The 16,126-nt window shown below is 31.8% G+C and carries 14 protein-coding genes; 3 read left to right on the forward strand and 11 right to left on the reverse strand.

Features of this window, described 5'->3' with window-relative positions; translation table 11 throughout:
* Positions 1-19 precede the first annotated feature (19 nt).
* Together N534_RS0110220 and N534_RS0110225 are read left to right on the forward strand one after the other, a co-directional pair.
* The gene (locus N534_RS0110220) at positions 20-880 is read left to right on the forward strand and encodes a GLPGLI family protein (RefSeq protein WP_028892399.1); all 861 of its coding nucleotides are present in this window, start codon (positions 20-22) and stop codon (positions 878-880) included.
* A 30-nt stretch (positions 881-910) separates the two neighbouring features.
* Positions 911-3,697, forward strand: a complete 2,787-nt coding sequence (locus tag N534_RS0110225) for a TonB-dependent receptor (protein ID WP_028892400.1) — start codon at positions 911-913, stop codon at positions 3,695-3,697.
* A 68-nt stretch (positions 3,698-3,765) separates the two neighbouring features.
* Here the strand turns inward: N534_RS0110225 and N534_RS0110230 are convergent, their stop codons facing one another.
* Complete coding sequence (locus N534_RS0110230; protein WP_197017712.1) at positions 3,766-6,549, reverse strand: reprolysin-like metallopeptidase; 2,784 nt, start codon at positions 6,547-6,549, stop codon at positions 3,766-3,768.
* Between the two features lie 242 nt (positions 6,550-6,791).
* Between N534_RS0110230 and lipB the strand changes: the two genes are divergently transcribed.
* Complete coding sequence (gene lipB, locus N534_RS0110235) at positions 6,792-7,496, forward strand: lipoyl(octanoyl) transferase LipB (protein WP_028892402.1); 705 nt, start codon at positions 6,792-6,794, stop codon at positions 7,494-7,496.
* A gap of 52 nt (positions 7,497-7,548) precedes the next feature.
* On the opposite strand, the gene N534_RS0110240 is transcribed toward lipB, so the two are convergent.
* The 10 genes from N534_RS0110240 to N534_RS0110285 all read right to left on the reverse strand — a co-directional run bounded on the left by N534_RS0110240 (position 7,549) and on the right by N534_RS0110285 (position 15,842).
* Entirely contained in the window at positions 7,549-8,190 is a 642-nt protein-coding gene (locus N534_RS0110240) for a YceI family protein (protein WP_028892403.1), read from the reverse strand.
* A 66-nt stretch (positions 8,191-8,256) separates the two neighbouring features.
* Positions 8,257-8,973, reverse strand: coding sequence for a ThiF family adenylyltransferase (locus tag N534_RS0110245; RefSeq protein ID WP_028892404.1), 717 nt, complete (start codon positions 8,971-8,973; stop codon positions 8,257-8,259).
* Positions 8,970-9,614 (reverse strand): TatD family hydrolase, encoded by a 645-nt coding sequence (locus N534_RS0110250; protein WP_028892405.1) that lies wholly within the window; start codon positions 9,612-9,614, stop codon positions 8,970-8,972. Before N534_RS0110250 ends, N534_RS0110245 begins: the two co-directional genes overlap by 4 nt.
* Positions 9,615-10,067 carry a D-aminoacyl-tRNA deacylase gene (gene dtd / locus N534_RS0110255; RefSeq protein ID WP_028892406.1) on the reverse strand — a complete coding sequence of 151 codons (453 nt, stop codon included), beginning with the start codon at positions 10,065-10,067 and terminating at the stop codon, positions 9,615-9,617.
* A gap of 40 nt (positions 10,068-10,107) precedes the next feature.
* Entirely contained in the window at positions 10,108-11,049 is a 942-nt protein-coding gene (gene rsgA / locus N534_RS0110260; RefSeq protein ID WP_028892407.1) for a ribosome small subunit-dependent GTPase A, read from the reverse strand.
* A 41-nt stretch (positions 11,050-11,090) separates the two neighbouring features.
* Entirely contained in the window at positions 11,091-11,843 is a 753-nt protein-coding gene (locus N534_RS0110265) for a DUF5995 family protein (protein WP_028892408.1), read from the reverse strand.
* Positions 11,844-11,921: 78 nt separating this feature from the next.
* Positions 11,922-13,004 carry a bifunctional 3-deoxy-7-phosphoheptulonate synthase/chorismate mutase type II gene (locus N534_RS0110270; RefSeq protein WP_028892409.1) on the reverse strand — a complete coding sequence of 361 codons (1,083 nt, stop codon included), beginning with the start codon at positions 13,002-13,004 and terminating at the stop codon, positions 11,922-11,924.
* Between the two features lie 8 nt (positions 13,005-13,012).
* On the reverse strand, positions 13,013-13,879 hold the full coding sequence (locus tag N534_RS0110275) for a prephenate dehydrogenase (RefSeq protein WP_028892410.1): 867 nt from the start codon (positions 13,877-13,879) through the stop codon (positions 13,013-13,015).
* A complete protein-coding gene (locus N534_RS0110280) occupies positions 13,879-15,021 on the reverse strand; it encodes a pyridoxal phosphate-dependent aminotransferase (RefSeq protein ID WP_028892411.1) in 1,143 nt (380 codons plus the stop codon). The genes N534_RS0110275 and N534_RS0110280 overlap by 1 nt, the downstream gene beginning before the upstream one ends.
* Positions 15,018-15,842 (reverse strand): prephenate dehydratase, encoded by an 825-nt coding sequence (locus N534_RS0110285; RefSeq protein ID WP_028892412.1) that lies wholly within the window; start codon positions 15,840-15,842, stop codon positions 15,018-15,020. The genes N534_RS0110280 and N534_RS0110285 overlap by 4 nt, the downstream gene beginning before the upstream one ends.
* Positions 15,843-16,126: the final 284 nt, after the last annotated feature.

The raw sequence follows: 16,126 nt of genomic DNA on the forward strand, positions 1-16,126 counted from the left end.
AACTTAAAAAATTGAAGTAATGAAACGTATAATAACCAGCTTTTTTTTATGTATTTCTGTAGCTGTTTTTTCTCAAGCAAATTTTCAAGGAAAAGCTATTTATCAATCTAAAACTACGGTAGATACTGATTTTGGTGGAAGACAAATGTCTGAAGAACAAAAAAAACGAATTTTAGAGCGTATGAAAAATATGTTAGAGAAAACATACATTCTAAATTTTACGAAAAAGGAATCAATATATAAAGAGGAAGAAAAACTAGAAGCTCCAGGATCAGGGAGAGGTTTTAGATTTGGAGGATTCGCAGGCGGAGGAACTACCTATAAAAATGTAAAAGAGGGTAAGTTGTTAGAGTCTACGGAGTTTTTTGGAAAGAATTTTTTAATTACTGAAAAAGCAGAACAACCAAAATGGGAATTAGGAAGTGAAACTAAACAAATAGGAAATTACACTTGTTTTAAAGCAACTTTGGTTAAAAAAACTAGTGCTTTCGATTGGAGAAATATGCGAAGAAGAAACCGTGATAATGAAGAGAAAAAAGATACTTCAAACGTAAAAAAAGTAACTGACGAGGTTGAAATACCGAAGGAAATTGTTGTTACAGCTTGGTACACACCACAAATACCTGTTAGTAATGGTCCAGGTGAGTATTGGGGATTACCAGGGTTGATTTTAGAAATTAATGAAGGAAGAACAACAATTTTATGTTCAGAAATAACAATGAATCCTTCTGATAAAATAGACATAAAAGAACCAGCAAAAGGAAAAGAAATCACAAGAGAAGAATACAATAAGGTTGTAAAAGAAAAGATGGAGGAAATGAGGGAGCGATTCAGGAGTAGACGAGGAGGGAATGATAGAGGCGGAAGAGGCTTTCACTAACATACAACTTACTTAACAAGAAACTACACAATGAAACAATTAGTATTCATAGTCATTTGTATGACTACATGGGCTATAAATGCTCAAATTACACTTAAAGGAGTTGTAAAAGATAGTATAGGAAATCCGTTAGAAATGGCAAATGTTATAGCTATTAATAAAACGACAAAAAAGTTAGACTCTTATGGGTTTACAGATGCTAAAGGGAATTATAAATTGAATCTTAACGTAAACTCACCATATAAGATTCAAGTAAGTTACATAGGCTTAAAAACAGCAGAAATAGGTATTGAAACAAAAGAAATAGATTTACTAAAAGATATTACTTTAGAAGGAGATAATAGTTTAGATGAGGTAAACATTACTTATAAAATGCCTGTAACAGTTAAAGGGGATACCATTGTGTATGATGCTGATAGCTTTAAAAATGGTACAGAGAAAAAACTTGGAGATGTACTTCAAAAATTACCAGGGGTTGAAGTAAATGATGATGGAGAAATTGAAGTGGAAGGAAAAACCGTAAAAAAGGTAATGGTAGAAGGAAAAGATTTTTTTGATGGAGATTCTAAAATAGCAACAAAAAACATTCCTGCCAATGCGATTGATAAAATTCAAGTGCTTAAAAACCATAGTGAAGTGGGCCAGATGAGTCGTGTAACTGATAATGAAGATAACGTAGTTATCAATATAAAATTAAAAGAGGGAAAGAAAAATTTTTGGTTTGGTGAAGTTTCAGTAGGTTTAGGGTTGGTGATGGAAGATAGTCGATATATAGCGCATCCAAAATTGTTTTATTACAGTCCGAAATACAGTGTAAATATTATTACCGATGTGAATAATATTGGCGAAGTTCCGTTTACTATGCGCGATTATTTTAAGTTTACTGGCGGATTCAGATCGTTCGGTGAAAGCAACGGAACAAATTTTAACGTGGGGTCAAATGATATTTCTTTTTTAACCTTACGAAACAATAGAGCGAAAGAAATTGAATCAAAATTTGGAGCCTTAAACTTTAGCTATTCTCCCAAAAAAACTTGGGATATTAGTGGGTTTGCCATTTACTCTGGAAACAAGACAGATATGGAAGAAACCACGCAACGTGTATACGCTAACACAGGAATTAACACAAATAATTTGCCTCCATACGACGAAAACGATCCATCTTCAGCAAAATATATTGATACAGAGCAAACACAAGATTTAACCACTCAAAAAAGTGATTTAGGTTTATTTAAACTAAGTTCAAGCTATAAGCCTAATACAAATAATCAATTGGATTATGACATTTTTGCAAAGGTGTCTAAGCAAGAGCAATTACAATCAACATTATCAACTAGAGCCTATTTTAATGCAGATAATGAGGTAGTACCAATTAACCAGTTGTCAGACCAAAGTCCGTTTTCAATCAATCAAAATTTAAATTATTATTACACTTTAAACGATAAAAATATTTTTGCTTTTGAAGCGCAACATTTATGGCAAAATGAAGATCCGTTTTACAATGCGGAATTAGAAAAATTATCATTTTATAATCTATTATCACTAACGAATGTAAATCCAAATCCTGGAGATCATAATTTATTTGATGTAAGCCAGAATAAAAAGATAAGAACAAATAAGCTCGATACAAAACTAGATTACTATTATGTAATAAACTCAAAAAGTAATTTAAATGTAACCTTAGGTGCTACGTTGAGTAATCAACAATTTAATTCTAATATTTTTGAAATTTTAGCAGGAAATAAAAATGAAATTACTCAGTCTTCTACAATTAACGACGTCGATTTTTCTTTTAATGATTTATATGTAGGCTTGCATTATAAATTTATAACGGGGATTTTCACCTTCAATCAAGGTTTTACTCTGCATAATTATGTGTCAAAAAATACTCAGTTAGGGTCAGTTTATGAGAATAATTTCATGAAATTGTTGCCAGATGCTTCGGTAAAAGTAAATCTTAAAAAATCGGAAACTTTACGTTTAAGTTATAGTATGCAAACAAGTTTTACGGATGTAAATCAGTTGGCTGAAGGGTATGTTTTTAATAATTATAATAGTTTGTATTCAGGAAATAGAGAGTTAGAAAATTCATTATATCATAATGTAAACCTGAATTACTTTAGCTTCAATATGTTTAATTATACTAACGTTTTTGGATCTATAAACTATAGCAAACGAATTGATCAAATTAAAAGCAATACCGAGTTTATTGATGTGAACCAAGTTAGAACTTCAATAAATTCTGCTTTTCCAGATGAAACTATTTCGGTAAGAGCTAATTTTCAAAAGAGTTTTAGAAAATTCAAATTACGATTTGGAGGAAATATTTCTTATGGGAAATCGAATAGTTTGATAATAGATCGTCAAACTAATGAAGTAAGAAATAGATTAGCAAAAACATTTTCACAAACGTATACTTCAAAATTTAGCACGAATTTTAAAGAAGCTCCAAATTTTGACGTAGGTTATAATGTGTCTATCAATAACTCGAATATTGGGGGAGTAGAAAATACTTTTACAACACATAGTCCGTATATAAATTTGGATACATTTTTCTTAAAAGAGTTCATTTTTACATCAAATTATACCTATAACAATGTGTTGAATGATGGAGAAATGATTGATAGCTACGGGTTTTTAAAAGCAGATATAACATATCAGAAAAAAGATAGTAAATGGGAGTACAAAGTGGGAGTTACTAACTTGCTAAATTCAACAGGATTGAACCAAAATAGTAGTAATGATATTTTTGTGAGTAACTCATCGTATATTATTCAGCCAAGAATAGCAATGTTTACAGTAAAATATAATTTATAAAGAGAATATTAAGGTAAAAAAAAGCGAGCTAATTAGCTCGCTTTTTTTGTTTAGTGCTGTAAAAGAGATTACCTAATAGCAATCTTTTTTGTTATATGTTTTCCTGCATTTTCAATTTGCATTAGGTAAAATCCACTAGCTGCCTTATTAAAGTTAACCACTCTATTAAAAGAACTAGAGATTGTTGAAAATTTCTGGGTTTCAATCAAGCGTCCTCTAAAATCAAATAAACGAATGATTGTAGCATTTTTATCTTTTACTCTAAAACTTACCGTTAAACTACCATTAGAAGGAATAGGATAAGTTTGAAGATCTTTAAATAAGCTATTGTCTGTGGCAAATCGTTCTTCAACAGTAATGGTGTAATCTTCTACTTCACCATTTAAGCTTAATTCACAAGCGTCAGGTGCAGAATTTAACTTTGTGGTAATTCTCATGGTTGTAGAACCGACAGCAGCATTTTCAGGGACTGTAATTGTAACAGTATTGTTAGAAACTTCATAAGCTTCATTAATGTCAAATACACAGTTCTGGTTCCAGTCTATCCAAGCAAATGTTTTAATATTACTATAGCTATCGTTGTTAATAGATGTTGTTAGCGTGTAACTTTCTCCTTTTCCTACTATTGTACTTTGATTTTTAAAATCAGAATACCCTGTTGTTTTAGTAGAACTATTATCAATATCATTAAATGTTACGTTTGTAATACTAATTTGAGATTCGGTAGTACCTGTAGATTTACAAATATTATCGTTTTTGTTTAGGTTAAGGTTTATTGACTTTGTAAGAGAACCATCAGAAGCTACAATATTGATAATATAATCTGCCGTAGCTGCATTATTAATATTATCAATAGTTACTGTGATTTTAGAGTTATTACTAACAGTGTTATTGTCAAATGAAATAGACGAGCCAATTGGAGCTCCAGAAGCTGAAAAAGTAACGGTATTGTTAAATCCGTTAGATGCAACATAATCTAATTCAAATTGTACATTATTAGAAGCGCTACCACATAGAGCTATATCTCCACTTAGGTTAGAGATTGCAAAGTCAGGAGTAGTATCTATTTTAAATTCAGGAGTAACGTTGTAAAAAATATTATCAGCAGCCTCAATCATTAAAACTGCATTGTTTGTTGTAGCTAGATTAGGAAGTGTAATAGATTCTATACCGTCATTAGGTGTGTTCTCTATAAGAATTACATCAAAAGAAACACCTCCGTTTGTAGATAGTTTTATGTTTACAGTTTGACAGTTAATAGGAGAAGCATTGGTTTGACCAACCAGCCATTTAATTTCTCTTGTAGTGTTTGGTGCCCAAGTAGGTTGGTTGTTGATTATGAATGGTTGTACATCTACAACTGTAACTTTTATATCATCTCTTGCTGAACTACCTCCTCCTACATGGTTATCTCTAACTGTAAAAGCAAAATCCAACTCTCTTGCTACTGAAGGTAAAACTTCCCATTCAGTAGAAGTGTTTCCACTTACCACAGTTGAAAGAGCAGGGAAATATCTATTTGGAGATTTTGAAGGAGATAAAGATCTGAACATTGGTCCGGCAGTATTGGTAGGTAAAGGAGCCATAGTTGCCACTTCATTATCAATTTGTTCCCAAGTATAGGATAAAGATTCTATTCCATCAACATCTGTAGCTGTTCCTTTTAAAACAAAAGGTGTTAATTTAGGGATGCTTACATTGTTGCCCGCGTTAGCAGTAGGTGCATTATTTCCTGTGCTTGAAACACTAGCACAACCACCGGCCCCTTGAATATGCTCCCACATTTGAGCGATACTAACAGCATGAAAATAATCATCACTAGCTCCTTGTATGTTTGGTGAGCAAATACCAGCATAAGCCATAATGGTTGATCCACTTCCAGGTTCAACAGCTGTTTCAAGACTTCTATTACCGCTACAAGAATTGTTAAATGTATGAGTAGCACCAAATTGATGTCCTATTTCATGAGCTACATAATCAATCGAGTATCCATCACCTATTGGTTGACTTCTACCTGTTATTCCTAGAGCTTTGTACCCCGTAACACAAACAGAATTTAATTGTGCTAAACCACCACCTCCTGTACTAAAGGTATGTCCGATGTCATAATTTGCGTCTCCAATAATTGCATCACATTTTACTTGACTTTCATCAATTAAAAAATTTGCATCATCGTTTGATAATTCATCAGTGTTAGGATCTAAGAAAATTAAATCATCATTATTACTAACAAGAACCATTCTTACGGCTAAGTCTCTTTCAAAAATGCCGTTAACACGAGTCATCGTAGTATTCATAGCAGACAATACAGCAGCTTTTTTTTCTGCTTCACTAGCAGTTGGTAATACACCTTGATTGTTTATGTGAAATTGTGCATACTCACCAGTACAAGCAATAGCAGTTCTAAAAGTTCTTAATGTTGCATCATTTGCATTTCTACTTTGTATAGAAGCAGAAATGTTTTTTTGAGCAGTATTTTCAAGTTTACAAGAGAAGTCATCATCTAATGAGGCAAGCTCTCCTTTTTTGTAGATTATATACTCTTTATTATCTTTTGTATAAGGATCAATATAAACTGTATTTTCATTTGAAGTAAATAGTATAACATGTACACCATCTTTTCCTATACTTATTTTAGCTGTAGAGGAAGTGTCATCAATTCCTTTAGCAGAATAAGATTTCACTTGTGGGAATTTTGCTGCTAACTCAGGAGCTAAATAAGAGGTTTCTTTTACAAAAAATCTTTTAACTTCTCCATTAGTATTAGGTAACGTTATTATCTTTTCAGAGGTAGTATTCTTAGCTTTTGAACTTAATAAGATACTTTTGAATTTTTCTAAATCTAACCTCATTAGTAAGTGTTGATTCGGAGAAATTTTAGTTGTAAGTACTTCTTTTTTTTGAAGCTTAATTGTTTCGTTAGATGTTTTCGTCCACATCTGCTGAGAGAACAAACCTGTGGTTGAAAGAAGTAAAATACAAAATATGAGAAGGGAGTTTCTTTTCGGCATGATTTAGTTATTGATAAGTCTTACATATAACAGTAAAAGTTTAATTTTCCCTACCTTTGTAGAGCTATTTAGACGCCTAATTTATGAATAAAAAAGTAAGAGTTAGTGATCTAGGAAAAAAAGATTACAAAGAAACATGGGACTATCAAACAAGTTTGTTAGATGAGATCGTTTCATTAAAGAGAGAAAAGAGAAATGGAGGAGGAGAAATAGAAACTCCAAATTATTTTTTATTTGTAGAACATCCACATGTATATACCCTAGGGAAATCGGGAGATATAAATAATTTATTATTAAATGAAGAGAAGCTTAAAGAAAAGGAAGCTACTTTTTATAAAATAAATAGAGGGGGAGATATAACATATCATGGTCCTGGTCAAATAGTTGGATATCCAATTTTAGATTTAGAGAACTTTTTTACTGATATTCATAAGTATTTACGTTTGTTAGAAGAGTCAATTATTTTAACAATTGCTGAATATGGTATCAAAGCTGAAAGAAGTGAAGGAGAAACAGGTGTTTGGTTAGATGTTGGAACACCGTTTGCTCGAAAAATTTGTGCTATGGGAATTCGTGCAAGTAGATGGGTAACCATGCATGGGTTTGCATTAAATGTGAATGCAAATTTAGGATACTTTGATAATATAATTCCTTGTGGAATTCGTGGTAAAGCAGTAACCTCTATGGAAGCTGAGCTTGGGAGAAAAATACCAGAAGAGGAAGTGAAAGAAAAAATTCTAAAACACTTTAAAGACTTGTTTGAAGTAGAAGAATTTATTAAAGCATAAAAAAAGGGTTGACATTGTCAACCCTTTTTTTAGTTTCTATAGAAAACTAAAATTATTTTTTAGCTTTAACTTCGAAAGAAATTTCCATTAAATCATTAATGAATTTATCTTTTAAAGCAGCATCAATTTTCTTAGAGCTATAAGTAATACCAAAGTCAGTTCTGTCAATGTTAAAAACATCACTTTTAAAAGTAACAGCATCTTCAGTTTCAGTAATAGTAGCAGGAATAGTAATACTCTTAGTAACGTCTTTTAAAGTTAAGTTACCAGTAACGTGAACTTTTCCGTCTTTTACTTCAGAACTAGATACTTCAAACTTAGCAGTTGGGAATTTCTCAACGTCAAAGAAGTCAGCATTTTTTAAGTGACCTTCTAATTTTTCTTTACCGTTTCCAGCTTCTAAATCTTGACAAACGATAGTGTTCATGTCGATAACGAATTCACCAGACTTTACAGCTCCGTTTTCAATTTCTAAAGTTCCTTTTTCTAAACTTACAACACCGTTGTGAGAACCAGTTGGTTTAGTTCCTTTCCAAGTAACTACAGATTCAGCAACGTTTGCTTTGTATGCATTAATAATATTTTCTGTTTTTGCTACTTCTTTTTCTTCGCTAACAGCAGTTTTGTTTTTCTCTGTTTTACAAGCAACAGCTCCCATTGCCATAAAAGCAATAGCTAAAATTGTTTTTTTCATCTTTGAGTTTTTAATAATGATTATTAATTGAGCACAAATGTAATAAAAAAATAATTTCCATGGGATTTAATTTTTTGTTAAGATGTGATTAATTACGTAAGAAGCAGCATGTAAGCCAAAAGCAGCAGGCATATAACTAATGGTTCCGTAGTATGATTTTTTATAGTTAGTTCCATCGGTGAGTTTTAAACTTTCAGAAATTTGAATTTCTTCGGAATAAACAGCTCTAACTCCTTTGTCTACTTTTAATTCTTTTAAGCGTTTACGTATGGCTCTTGCCATTTTACAGTGCTTGGTTTTACTAATATCCTTCACTTTAACTTTAGAAGCGTCTAACTTACCACCCGCTCCCATAGAGCTAATGATTTTTACTTTTTTCCTGCGTGCTGCAACAATTAAATTGATTTTAGGAGTAATACTATCAATACAATCTAGTACATAGTTAAAGTTTGGAGTTACAATTTCAAAGGCTCTTTCAGGTGATAAAAACTCTTCTAAAACGGTCAATTCAACCTCTGGATTGATGTCTTTAAGTCTCTCAGCTAATACTTGTGCTTTTGATTTTCCTATGGTGCTATGTAGTGCTGGTAATTGACGATTTATGTTTGTTTTGTCAAAAACATCTCCATCCACAATAGTCATTTTGTTTACACCTGCGCGTGCAATAAATTCCGCTGCAAACGATCCAACTCCACCCAATCCAACTACTAAAACATTGGCTTTTTTAATCTTCTCTAATCCTTCTTTTTGAACCAATAATTCGGTACGTTCTAACCAACTCATCTTTTAAAAATTCTACTAAAATTTTGTTTTACAGTATTTATAATATTTTGTTTTTCGGTTTTTCTTAGTTCGCTAGCAATGTTGTATATATTTTCAATATGCTCTTCGGAAGTATCTGTTTCTAGAAAAAGAAAGTCTAACGGAAGTTTTGAAAATGTTTCTTGTAGCCTCTCATTTTTTAATAAACTCTCTCCGAAGGATATACATATTTGATGTCGTATTAAATCGAGCGCAATTTGGTGATTTTTATTGAATCCGTGAACAATCCAAGGTTGTTTTGGTTTGATTTCTTTTTTTAATTGAATAATTTCTTGAAAAGCCTTTACGCAGTGAATAATTAGAGGCTTGTTATGTTGTTCAGAAAGTTGAACTTGCTGCTTGAAAACTTCTAGTTGAAGCGAAAAATCAACATCTGTTATTCTGTCTAAACCACATTCTCCAAGAGCATAGCAGTTTTCTGAGCTTAGCTGCTCTTCAATAATTTTTATGTCGTTTTGTAAAGTGCTTTCTGAAATATACCACGGGTGAATGCCAATAGAAAAAGGAGTGCTAAAGTCTGTCGAATTAGGGTATTTATTTTCTATTGAAAAAACATCTTTTTGGATAGATGAAATGTGGGTATGAATATCAATAAACAGCAATTACACTTTGTCTTTGGTGTCAATAATAATAGTTACAGGACCATCATTTAGTAATTCCACTTTCATGTCTGCTCCAAACTCACCTGTTTGCACTTTTTTGCCTAAATCTGTTTCAAATTGCTGAACAAAATTCTCGTATAACGGAATGGCAACGTCAGGTTTAGCAGCTTTAATATAACTAGGACGATTTCCTTTTTTAGTAGAAGCGTGTAAAGTAAACTGGCTTACTACAATAGCATCTCCGTTTATATCAAGTAATGATTTATTCATTATGCCTTCTTCATCATTAAAAATACGAAGGTTTGCAATTTTTTTAGTTAACCAATTGATATCTTCTTGTGTGTCTTCATCAATAATACCAAGTAAGACTAATAATCCGTTTTGGATATCAGCAACTTTAACACCTTCAATAGTAACACTTGCTTTTGAAACACGTTGAATTACGGCTTTCATTTTTTTAAACTTAAATTATTGGATAAATTGAAAGTTTATACTACTCCCAAATATCGGTTCGGTAATGTTCTTCTTCGCCTTCTAGAATTTGTAGGTAGCTCTTGTAACGAGACCATGCAATTTCTTCATTTTCTAAGGCTTCTTTAACGGCACACTGTGGTTCGTTTACGTGAATACAATTGTTGAATTTACAATCTTGTTTTAAAGCAAAAAACTCAGGGAAATAATCACCTAATTCATCTTTATCTATATCTACAACTCCAAAACCTTTAATTCCTGGAGTATCAATAATACGAGCATCAAAACTTAAATCGAACATTTCAGCAAAAGTAGTAGTATGTTGCCCCTGTTTATGTTGTTCAGAAATTTCTTTGGTTTTTAAATCTAAAGAAGGTTCAATGGCATTAACTAAAGTAGTTTTTCCAACTCCTGAATGACCCGCAAACATGCTTACTTTACCTATCATCAACTCTTTTATTTTGTCAATATTGATGTTTTCGGTAGCAGAAACTTCTATACAGTCATACCCGATAGCTTCATAAATGTCTTTTAGATACATAATTTCTGCACGTTGCTCAATTTCGTACGAATCAATTTTATTAAAAACTAAAATTGTTTTGATTGAATAGGCTTCAGCAGTGACCAAAAAACGATCGATAAACGTGGTAAAAGTAGGAGGGTTGTCAATGGTAATTAATAAAAATACCTGATCGATATTAGAAGCAATTACATGGGTTTGTTTTGATAAATTAACCGATTTACGAACAATGAAGTTTTTACGTTCATGAATATTGGTAATCAATCCTGTTTCTTCATCATTTTTAGTTTCTAATGAAAAATCAACTATGTCACCTACTGATATAGGGTTGGTACTCTTAATTCCTTTAAGACGAAATTTTCCTTTGATGCGGCACTTATATAGTTCGCCTTCAGACTTTACCCAATACCAACTTCCTGTAGATTTATAAACCGTTCCTGTCATAGAACAAAGATGAGAATAAAAATTGAATGTTTTAGTATCGTTTAATCGGTTAAATCGTTAATTTTCTGAGCTACTGTTCCTCTTTCTGAAATTCTAATAATCATGAAAATTATTTGAGGAATGAAACCTGGAGAAATAACTAAATCGGCTTTTTCGGTTATTTTTATGTCTCTCTTTTGTATAGTTTTTTCAAAACCACTAATAGGTGTGTTGGCTAATTCAACAGCAAAATTCCAAGCACCATTTCTTGCTAATTCCATACTGAAGTCAACAAAAAAATCGTCAACATTTTTAGTCCATGTAAGGATTTTCTTTAAAAAAGGAAATATTTCAGATAAATCGTTTTGAACTTCATTAACTAAAGAGGATAAAATTTCATTTATTTTGTTAAAATCACCATGTAAATTTTGAATGTCTTGTCCTTTAGAAACTTCTGCTGCTGCTATTCCTAAATCTAAATTAATGTGAGCATTCATACCAACTAATAAATGTTGTAAAACTATATACTTGTATTTATTAGTTATGCTAAAAGCTTTTTCCCAAGAAGAAGTAATAGGTATATTGTTTTTATAATTGTAATAAGCATCTATATATCTTTTGGCAAAAATTATATCGAGTTTTTCCATTCGTTGGTTGTCGTCAAAATAATTGTTTTGTATGCCTTCTTTTACTTTGATAGTTACTTTTTGATATAGGGCAGCAAAATAACCTAATGTACTTTCGTTTTCTATAGATTCGTTAATAATATCTTGTAAGATGTTTATAACATCATCAATTGTATGAAGAGGTTTCATGTATTTTAAGTTTGGTTGGATGAAAATACAATAAATTGAATAAAAAAAGACCGCCAATTTCTGACGGTCTTTATAGATTTAACTGTTGATGATTTTTTCTTGATGATTAATACTTTCTTGGTGAATAGCTTTAAACATTTTAAGTACAAACTCTTCACTCAATCCTCTTTCTTGACCTTCTAAAATCATTTTACCTAAGATTTCGTTCCATCGTTTGGTTTGTAAAATAGCTACATTCTTGTCTTTTTTCAATTCACCAATAGAGTCGGCTATTTTCATACGCTTTCCTAGCATTTCAATGAGTTGATGATCAACTACATCAATTTGAGTACGTAGTGTATTTAATGCGTTTCTGTAGTCAGCTTCTGTATCAGTAGCTTTTCTAACTTTTAAATCTACCATCATTTGAACTAATGTTTTAGGGGTGATTTGTTGTGCAGCGTCACTCCAAGCATTGTCTGGGTCGTAATGTGTTTCTACCATTAAACCATCAAAATTTAAGTCTAATGCAGTTTGACAAATATCAAAAATGATATCGCGACGACCTGCAATATGTGAAGGATCACAAATCAATGGTAAATCGGGGAAACGATTTTGTAATTCAATAGGAATTTGCCATTCAGGATTGTTACGGTATCTTGTTTTTTCATAGGTAGAGAACCCTCTGTGAATTACTCCTAATTTTTTAATGTTTTTAGAGTACAAACGCTCAATGGCTCCTAACCATAAAGGTAAATCTGGGTTTACAGGGTTTTTTACTAAAACAATTTTGTCAGTTCCTTCTAAAGCATCTGCAATTTCTTGAACGATAAATGGGCTTACAGTGGTACGGGCACCAATCCATAAAATATCTACATCGTGTTCTAAAGCTAATTTTACATGATCTTTGTTCGCAACTTCGGTAGCAATCAACATTCCTGTTTCTTGTTTGGCTTTTTGTAACCATTTTAAGCCTAAAGCACCTACACCTTCAAAATTTCCAGGTCTGGTACGAGGTTTCCAAATACCAGCTCTTAATACAGTGGCATCTGTGTCTTTTAATTCGTGTGCAATTTGTAATACTTGTTCTTCAGTTTCCGCACTACAAGGTCCTGCAATTACTAGTGGATGTCCTAATCCGAAGGTATCTAACCACGTTCTTAATTCTTTTGTATTCTCCATTTGAGTTTCTATTGTTGAGGTACTACCTCTTGAATTCCGTTTAAAATTTGTTTTATATGATTGGTGTTTTCCATTTCAGTATGTATTTCTGGAAAATCATCTTGTTCTAATAAAATCTTGAATTGTTGTAAGTTATAAATGTATTCGTTTAACGATTCAACAACATTTTCTTTATTTTGCTTAAAAATAGGTGTCCACATGGCAGGTGAGCTTTTTGCTAAACGCACAGTAGAAGCAAATCCACTACCAGCCATATCGAAAATATCACGTTCGTTTTTCTCTTTTTCAATAACCGTTTTACCTAACATAAAAGAACTAATGTGTGATAAATGCGAAACATAAGCAATATGTTTATCGTGTGATTTTGGGTCCATATAACGAATGCGCATTCCTAATTTTGAAAAAATAGCTAATGCTTTTTCTTGTAATTTGAATGCTGTTTTTTCTACTTCGCAGATAATGTTAGTTTTACTTCTAAATAAATTTGTCAACGCTGCATTGGGTCCTGAAAACTCTGTTCCAGCAATTGGATGCATAGCTAAAAAATTTCTTCTCTTAGGGTGATTTTTAATAACATTACAAATTTGTTCTTTAGTCGAGCCTACATCAAATACCAAACAATCATCAGAAATAATATCCAATGTTTTCAAAATTACTTCTTGTGAAACATCTACAGGAATAGCAATAATAACTATATCTGCATTTGATAATTCTGAAAATACCGCTTTTTGATGGATAATCCCTTTTTCTAAAGCAAGATCACCATGTTCTTCATTGGAGTCGATTCCGTAGATAGTTGCGTTTTTAAATGCTTGCTGAATATCTAGGGCAAAACTTCCGCCGATTAATCCTAAACCTATGATAAATACATTCATTATATTCTATTGATTGCTTCTTTTATTTTTTCTTCTGGTACACATAATGAAAAGCGGATATAACCTTCTCCTTGACTACCAAAAATGGTTCCTGGAGCCGCAAAAATGTGCTTGTTATATAATAACTCATCAATCATTCCTTCAGACGTTTTTCCTTCAGGAAGTTTACACCAAACAAACATTCCTGAGGTGTTTTTATCGTAGGTACATCCTAGTTTTTCTGCTAATTCAAATACTAATTTTTGTCTCTTTTTATAGGTGTTGTTTAATTGTATAAACCAATCCTTGTCTAACTCTAAAGCTTTTGTTGCTCCTTTTTGGATTCCGTAAAACATCCCTGAATCCATTTGAGTTTTTACTTTTAAAATTTCAGTTAAGAATTCAGGTTTTCCAAGTAACATTCCAACACGCCATCCCGCCATATTGAATGATTTACTAACCGAATTTAATTCAATAGCAATGTCTTTAGCTCCTTCAATGTGTAAAATACTTTGAGGGTGTTCATTCAGTATAAAGCTATATGGATTGTCATTTACAATAACAATGTTGTGATTCTTTCCAAAGTCAATCAACTTTTGAAAAGTTTTTTTGGTTGCCTCAGCACCTGTTGGCATATGTGGATAATTTACCCACATTAACTTTATTTTTGAAGTATCTAGTTTTTCTAAGGCATCAAAATTAGGTTGCCAGTTAGTAGCTTCTTCCAAATCGTAAAAAATAGGTTTTCCTCCCAATAAATTGGTTACAGAACTGTAGGTAGGATATCCTGGGTTAGGAATTAATACCTGATCTCCTTCGTTTAAAAAGGCTAATGAAATATGCATAATTCCTTCTTTGCTTCCCATTAAAGGAAGTACTTCGTTGGTAGGATTTATGGAAACTTTATAGTTATTATGATAAAAGTTAGCAACAGCTTGTCTAAACTCTGGTAAACCTTGATAACTCTGATAGCTATGTGCTCCAGTATCTTGTAAACTATCTTGAATAGCTTTTAATACCGATGTTGGAGGTTGTAAATCAGGGCTACCAATACCAATGTTTATAATTGGTTTACCTTCTGAAATTAATTGACGTACTTCTTGTAATTTTTTAGAGAAGTAGTACTCTTGTACGGTTTGTAATCGATTAGCAAACTGTATCATAATCTTCCATTTTTATATTCGCCTAATATTTTAAATTCTTCTGCCATAATTTGTATGATGGCTTTTGCTTTTTCGTAATCTTCATATGTTTCAAAAGTTACATCAACAAAAAAAGCATACTTCCAAGGGGTTTCAATTTTTGGTAACGATTGTATTTTGGTAAGGTTTAATTTACAATCACTCATTACGTTTAACATTGCTGCTAAACTTCCTCTTTTATGATCTAATTCAAATTTTAATGAAGCTTTGTTAATTTCATTTTTACCGTTTTTAGGAAGGCTTGTTTGAAGAAATACGAAGCGAGTTGCGTTATTTTTAATAGTTTGAATTTCATCTTCAATAATTGATAAGCCAAAAATATCAGCTGCCATTTTTGGTGCAATTGCAGCAATACCTTTTAATTGATTTTCTGCAATCCTTTTTGCAACTGCAGAAGTATCAACATCTTCAACTAATTTGATGTGCTTGTGTTGTTTGAAAAATTCTTTACACTGTAATAAAGCCATTGGGTGTGAGCAAACCTCAGTAATATCTTCAATTTTTTGATTAGGTAGTGCCATTAAATGATGATGTATAGGTAGGTAATATTCGCCTGAAATATGCAAATTATACTTGTCTATTAATGCATAATTTGGGATAATAGAACCTGCAATAGTATTTTCTAAAGCCATAACAGCTTGGTCACTTTTTAAGCTCAAAAGGCTATCTACTAATACGTCAAATGACAAACATTCGTCTAATATGATGTTTTCACCGTAGTAGTTGTTTGCAACAATATGGTGGTTGCTTCCTTGTATTCCTTGAATGGCTATTTTTTTCATTTTAAATCAAAAAAAAAGCCTCGATAAATTCGAGACTTTGATTAGGTATATTATTTTGTTAGTTTAACAATATGGTGCAAAGTCTCAGCTCTTACTAAAAAAGTAAAAGTAAAAATAGAAACCTTGCCATACGTTTTGTAACATCATTGTATTTGTGTTCTTTGTACGTGACAAATCTTAGAAATAAATTTTACTAAACCAAACTTTTTTTGAAAAAAGTGTAAAAAGAAGGTAAGAAGTTGTTTAACGAGAAGATAAGAATAAAATAATATTTGTCATGTTTT

This window comes from Tenacibaculum sp. 47A_GOM-205m (assembly GCF_000518405.1).
In the GTDB taxonomy this organism is placed as follows: Bacteria; Bacteroidota; Bacteroidia; order Flavobacteriales; family Flavobacteriaceae; genus Polaribacter; species Polaribacter lutimaris.

Coding starts and splice junctions, on each gene's coding strand:
- N534_RS0110220 (WP_028892399.1), top strand. CDS start 20: ATGAAACGTATAATAACCAGCTTTTTTTTATGTATTTCTGTAGCTGTT.
- N534_RS0110225 (WP_028892400.1), top strand. CDS start 911: ATGAAACAATTAGTATTCATAGTCATTTGTATGACTACATGGGCTATA.
- N534_RS0110230 (WP_197017712.1), bottom strand. CDS start 6,549: ATGAGGTTAGATTTAGAAAAATTCAAAAGTATCTTATTAAGTTCAAAA.
- lipB (WP_028892402.1), top strand. CDS start 6,792: ATGAATAAAAAAGTAAGAGTTAGTGATCTAGGAAAAAAAGATTACAAA.
- N534_RS0110240 (WP_028892403.1), bottom strand. CDS start 8,190: ATGAAAAAAACAATTTTAGCTATTGCTTTTATGGCAATGGGAGCTGTT.
- N534_RS0110245 (WP_028892404.1), bottom strand. CDS start 8,973: ATGAGTTGGTTAGAACGTACCGAATTATTGGTTCAAAAAGAAGGATTA.
- dtd (WP_028892406.1), bottom strand. CDS start 10,067: ATGAAAGCCGTAATTCAACGTGTTTCAAAAGCAAGTGTTACTATTGAA.
- rsgA (WP_028892407.1), bottom strand. CDS start 11,049: ATGACAGGAACGGTTTATAAATCTACAGGAAGTTGGTATTGGGTAAAG.
- N534_RS0110265 (WP_028892408.1), bottom strand. CDS start 11,843: ATGAAACCTCTTCATACAATTGATGATGTTATAAACATCTTACAAGAT.
- N534_RS0110270 (WP_028892409.1), bottom strand. CDS start 13,004: ATGGAGAATACAAAAGAATTAAGAACGTGGTTAGATACCTTCGGATTA.
- N534_RS0110275 (WP_028892410.1), bottom strand. CDS start 13,879: ATGAATGTATTTATCATAGGTTTAGGATTAATCGGCGGAAGTTTTGCC.
- N534_RS0110280 (WP_028892411.1), bottom strand. CDS start 15,021: ATGATACAGTTTGCTAATCGATTACAAACCGTACAAGAGTACTACTTC.
- N534_RS0110285 (WP_028892412.1), bottom strand. CDS start 15,842: ATGAAAAAAATAGCCATTCAAGGAATACAAGGAAGCAACCACCATATT.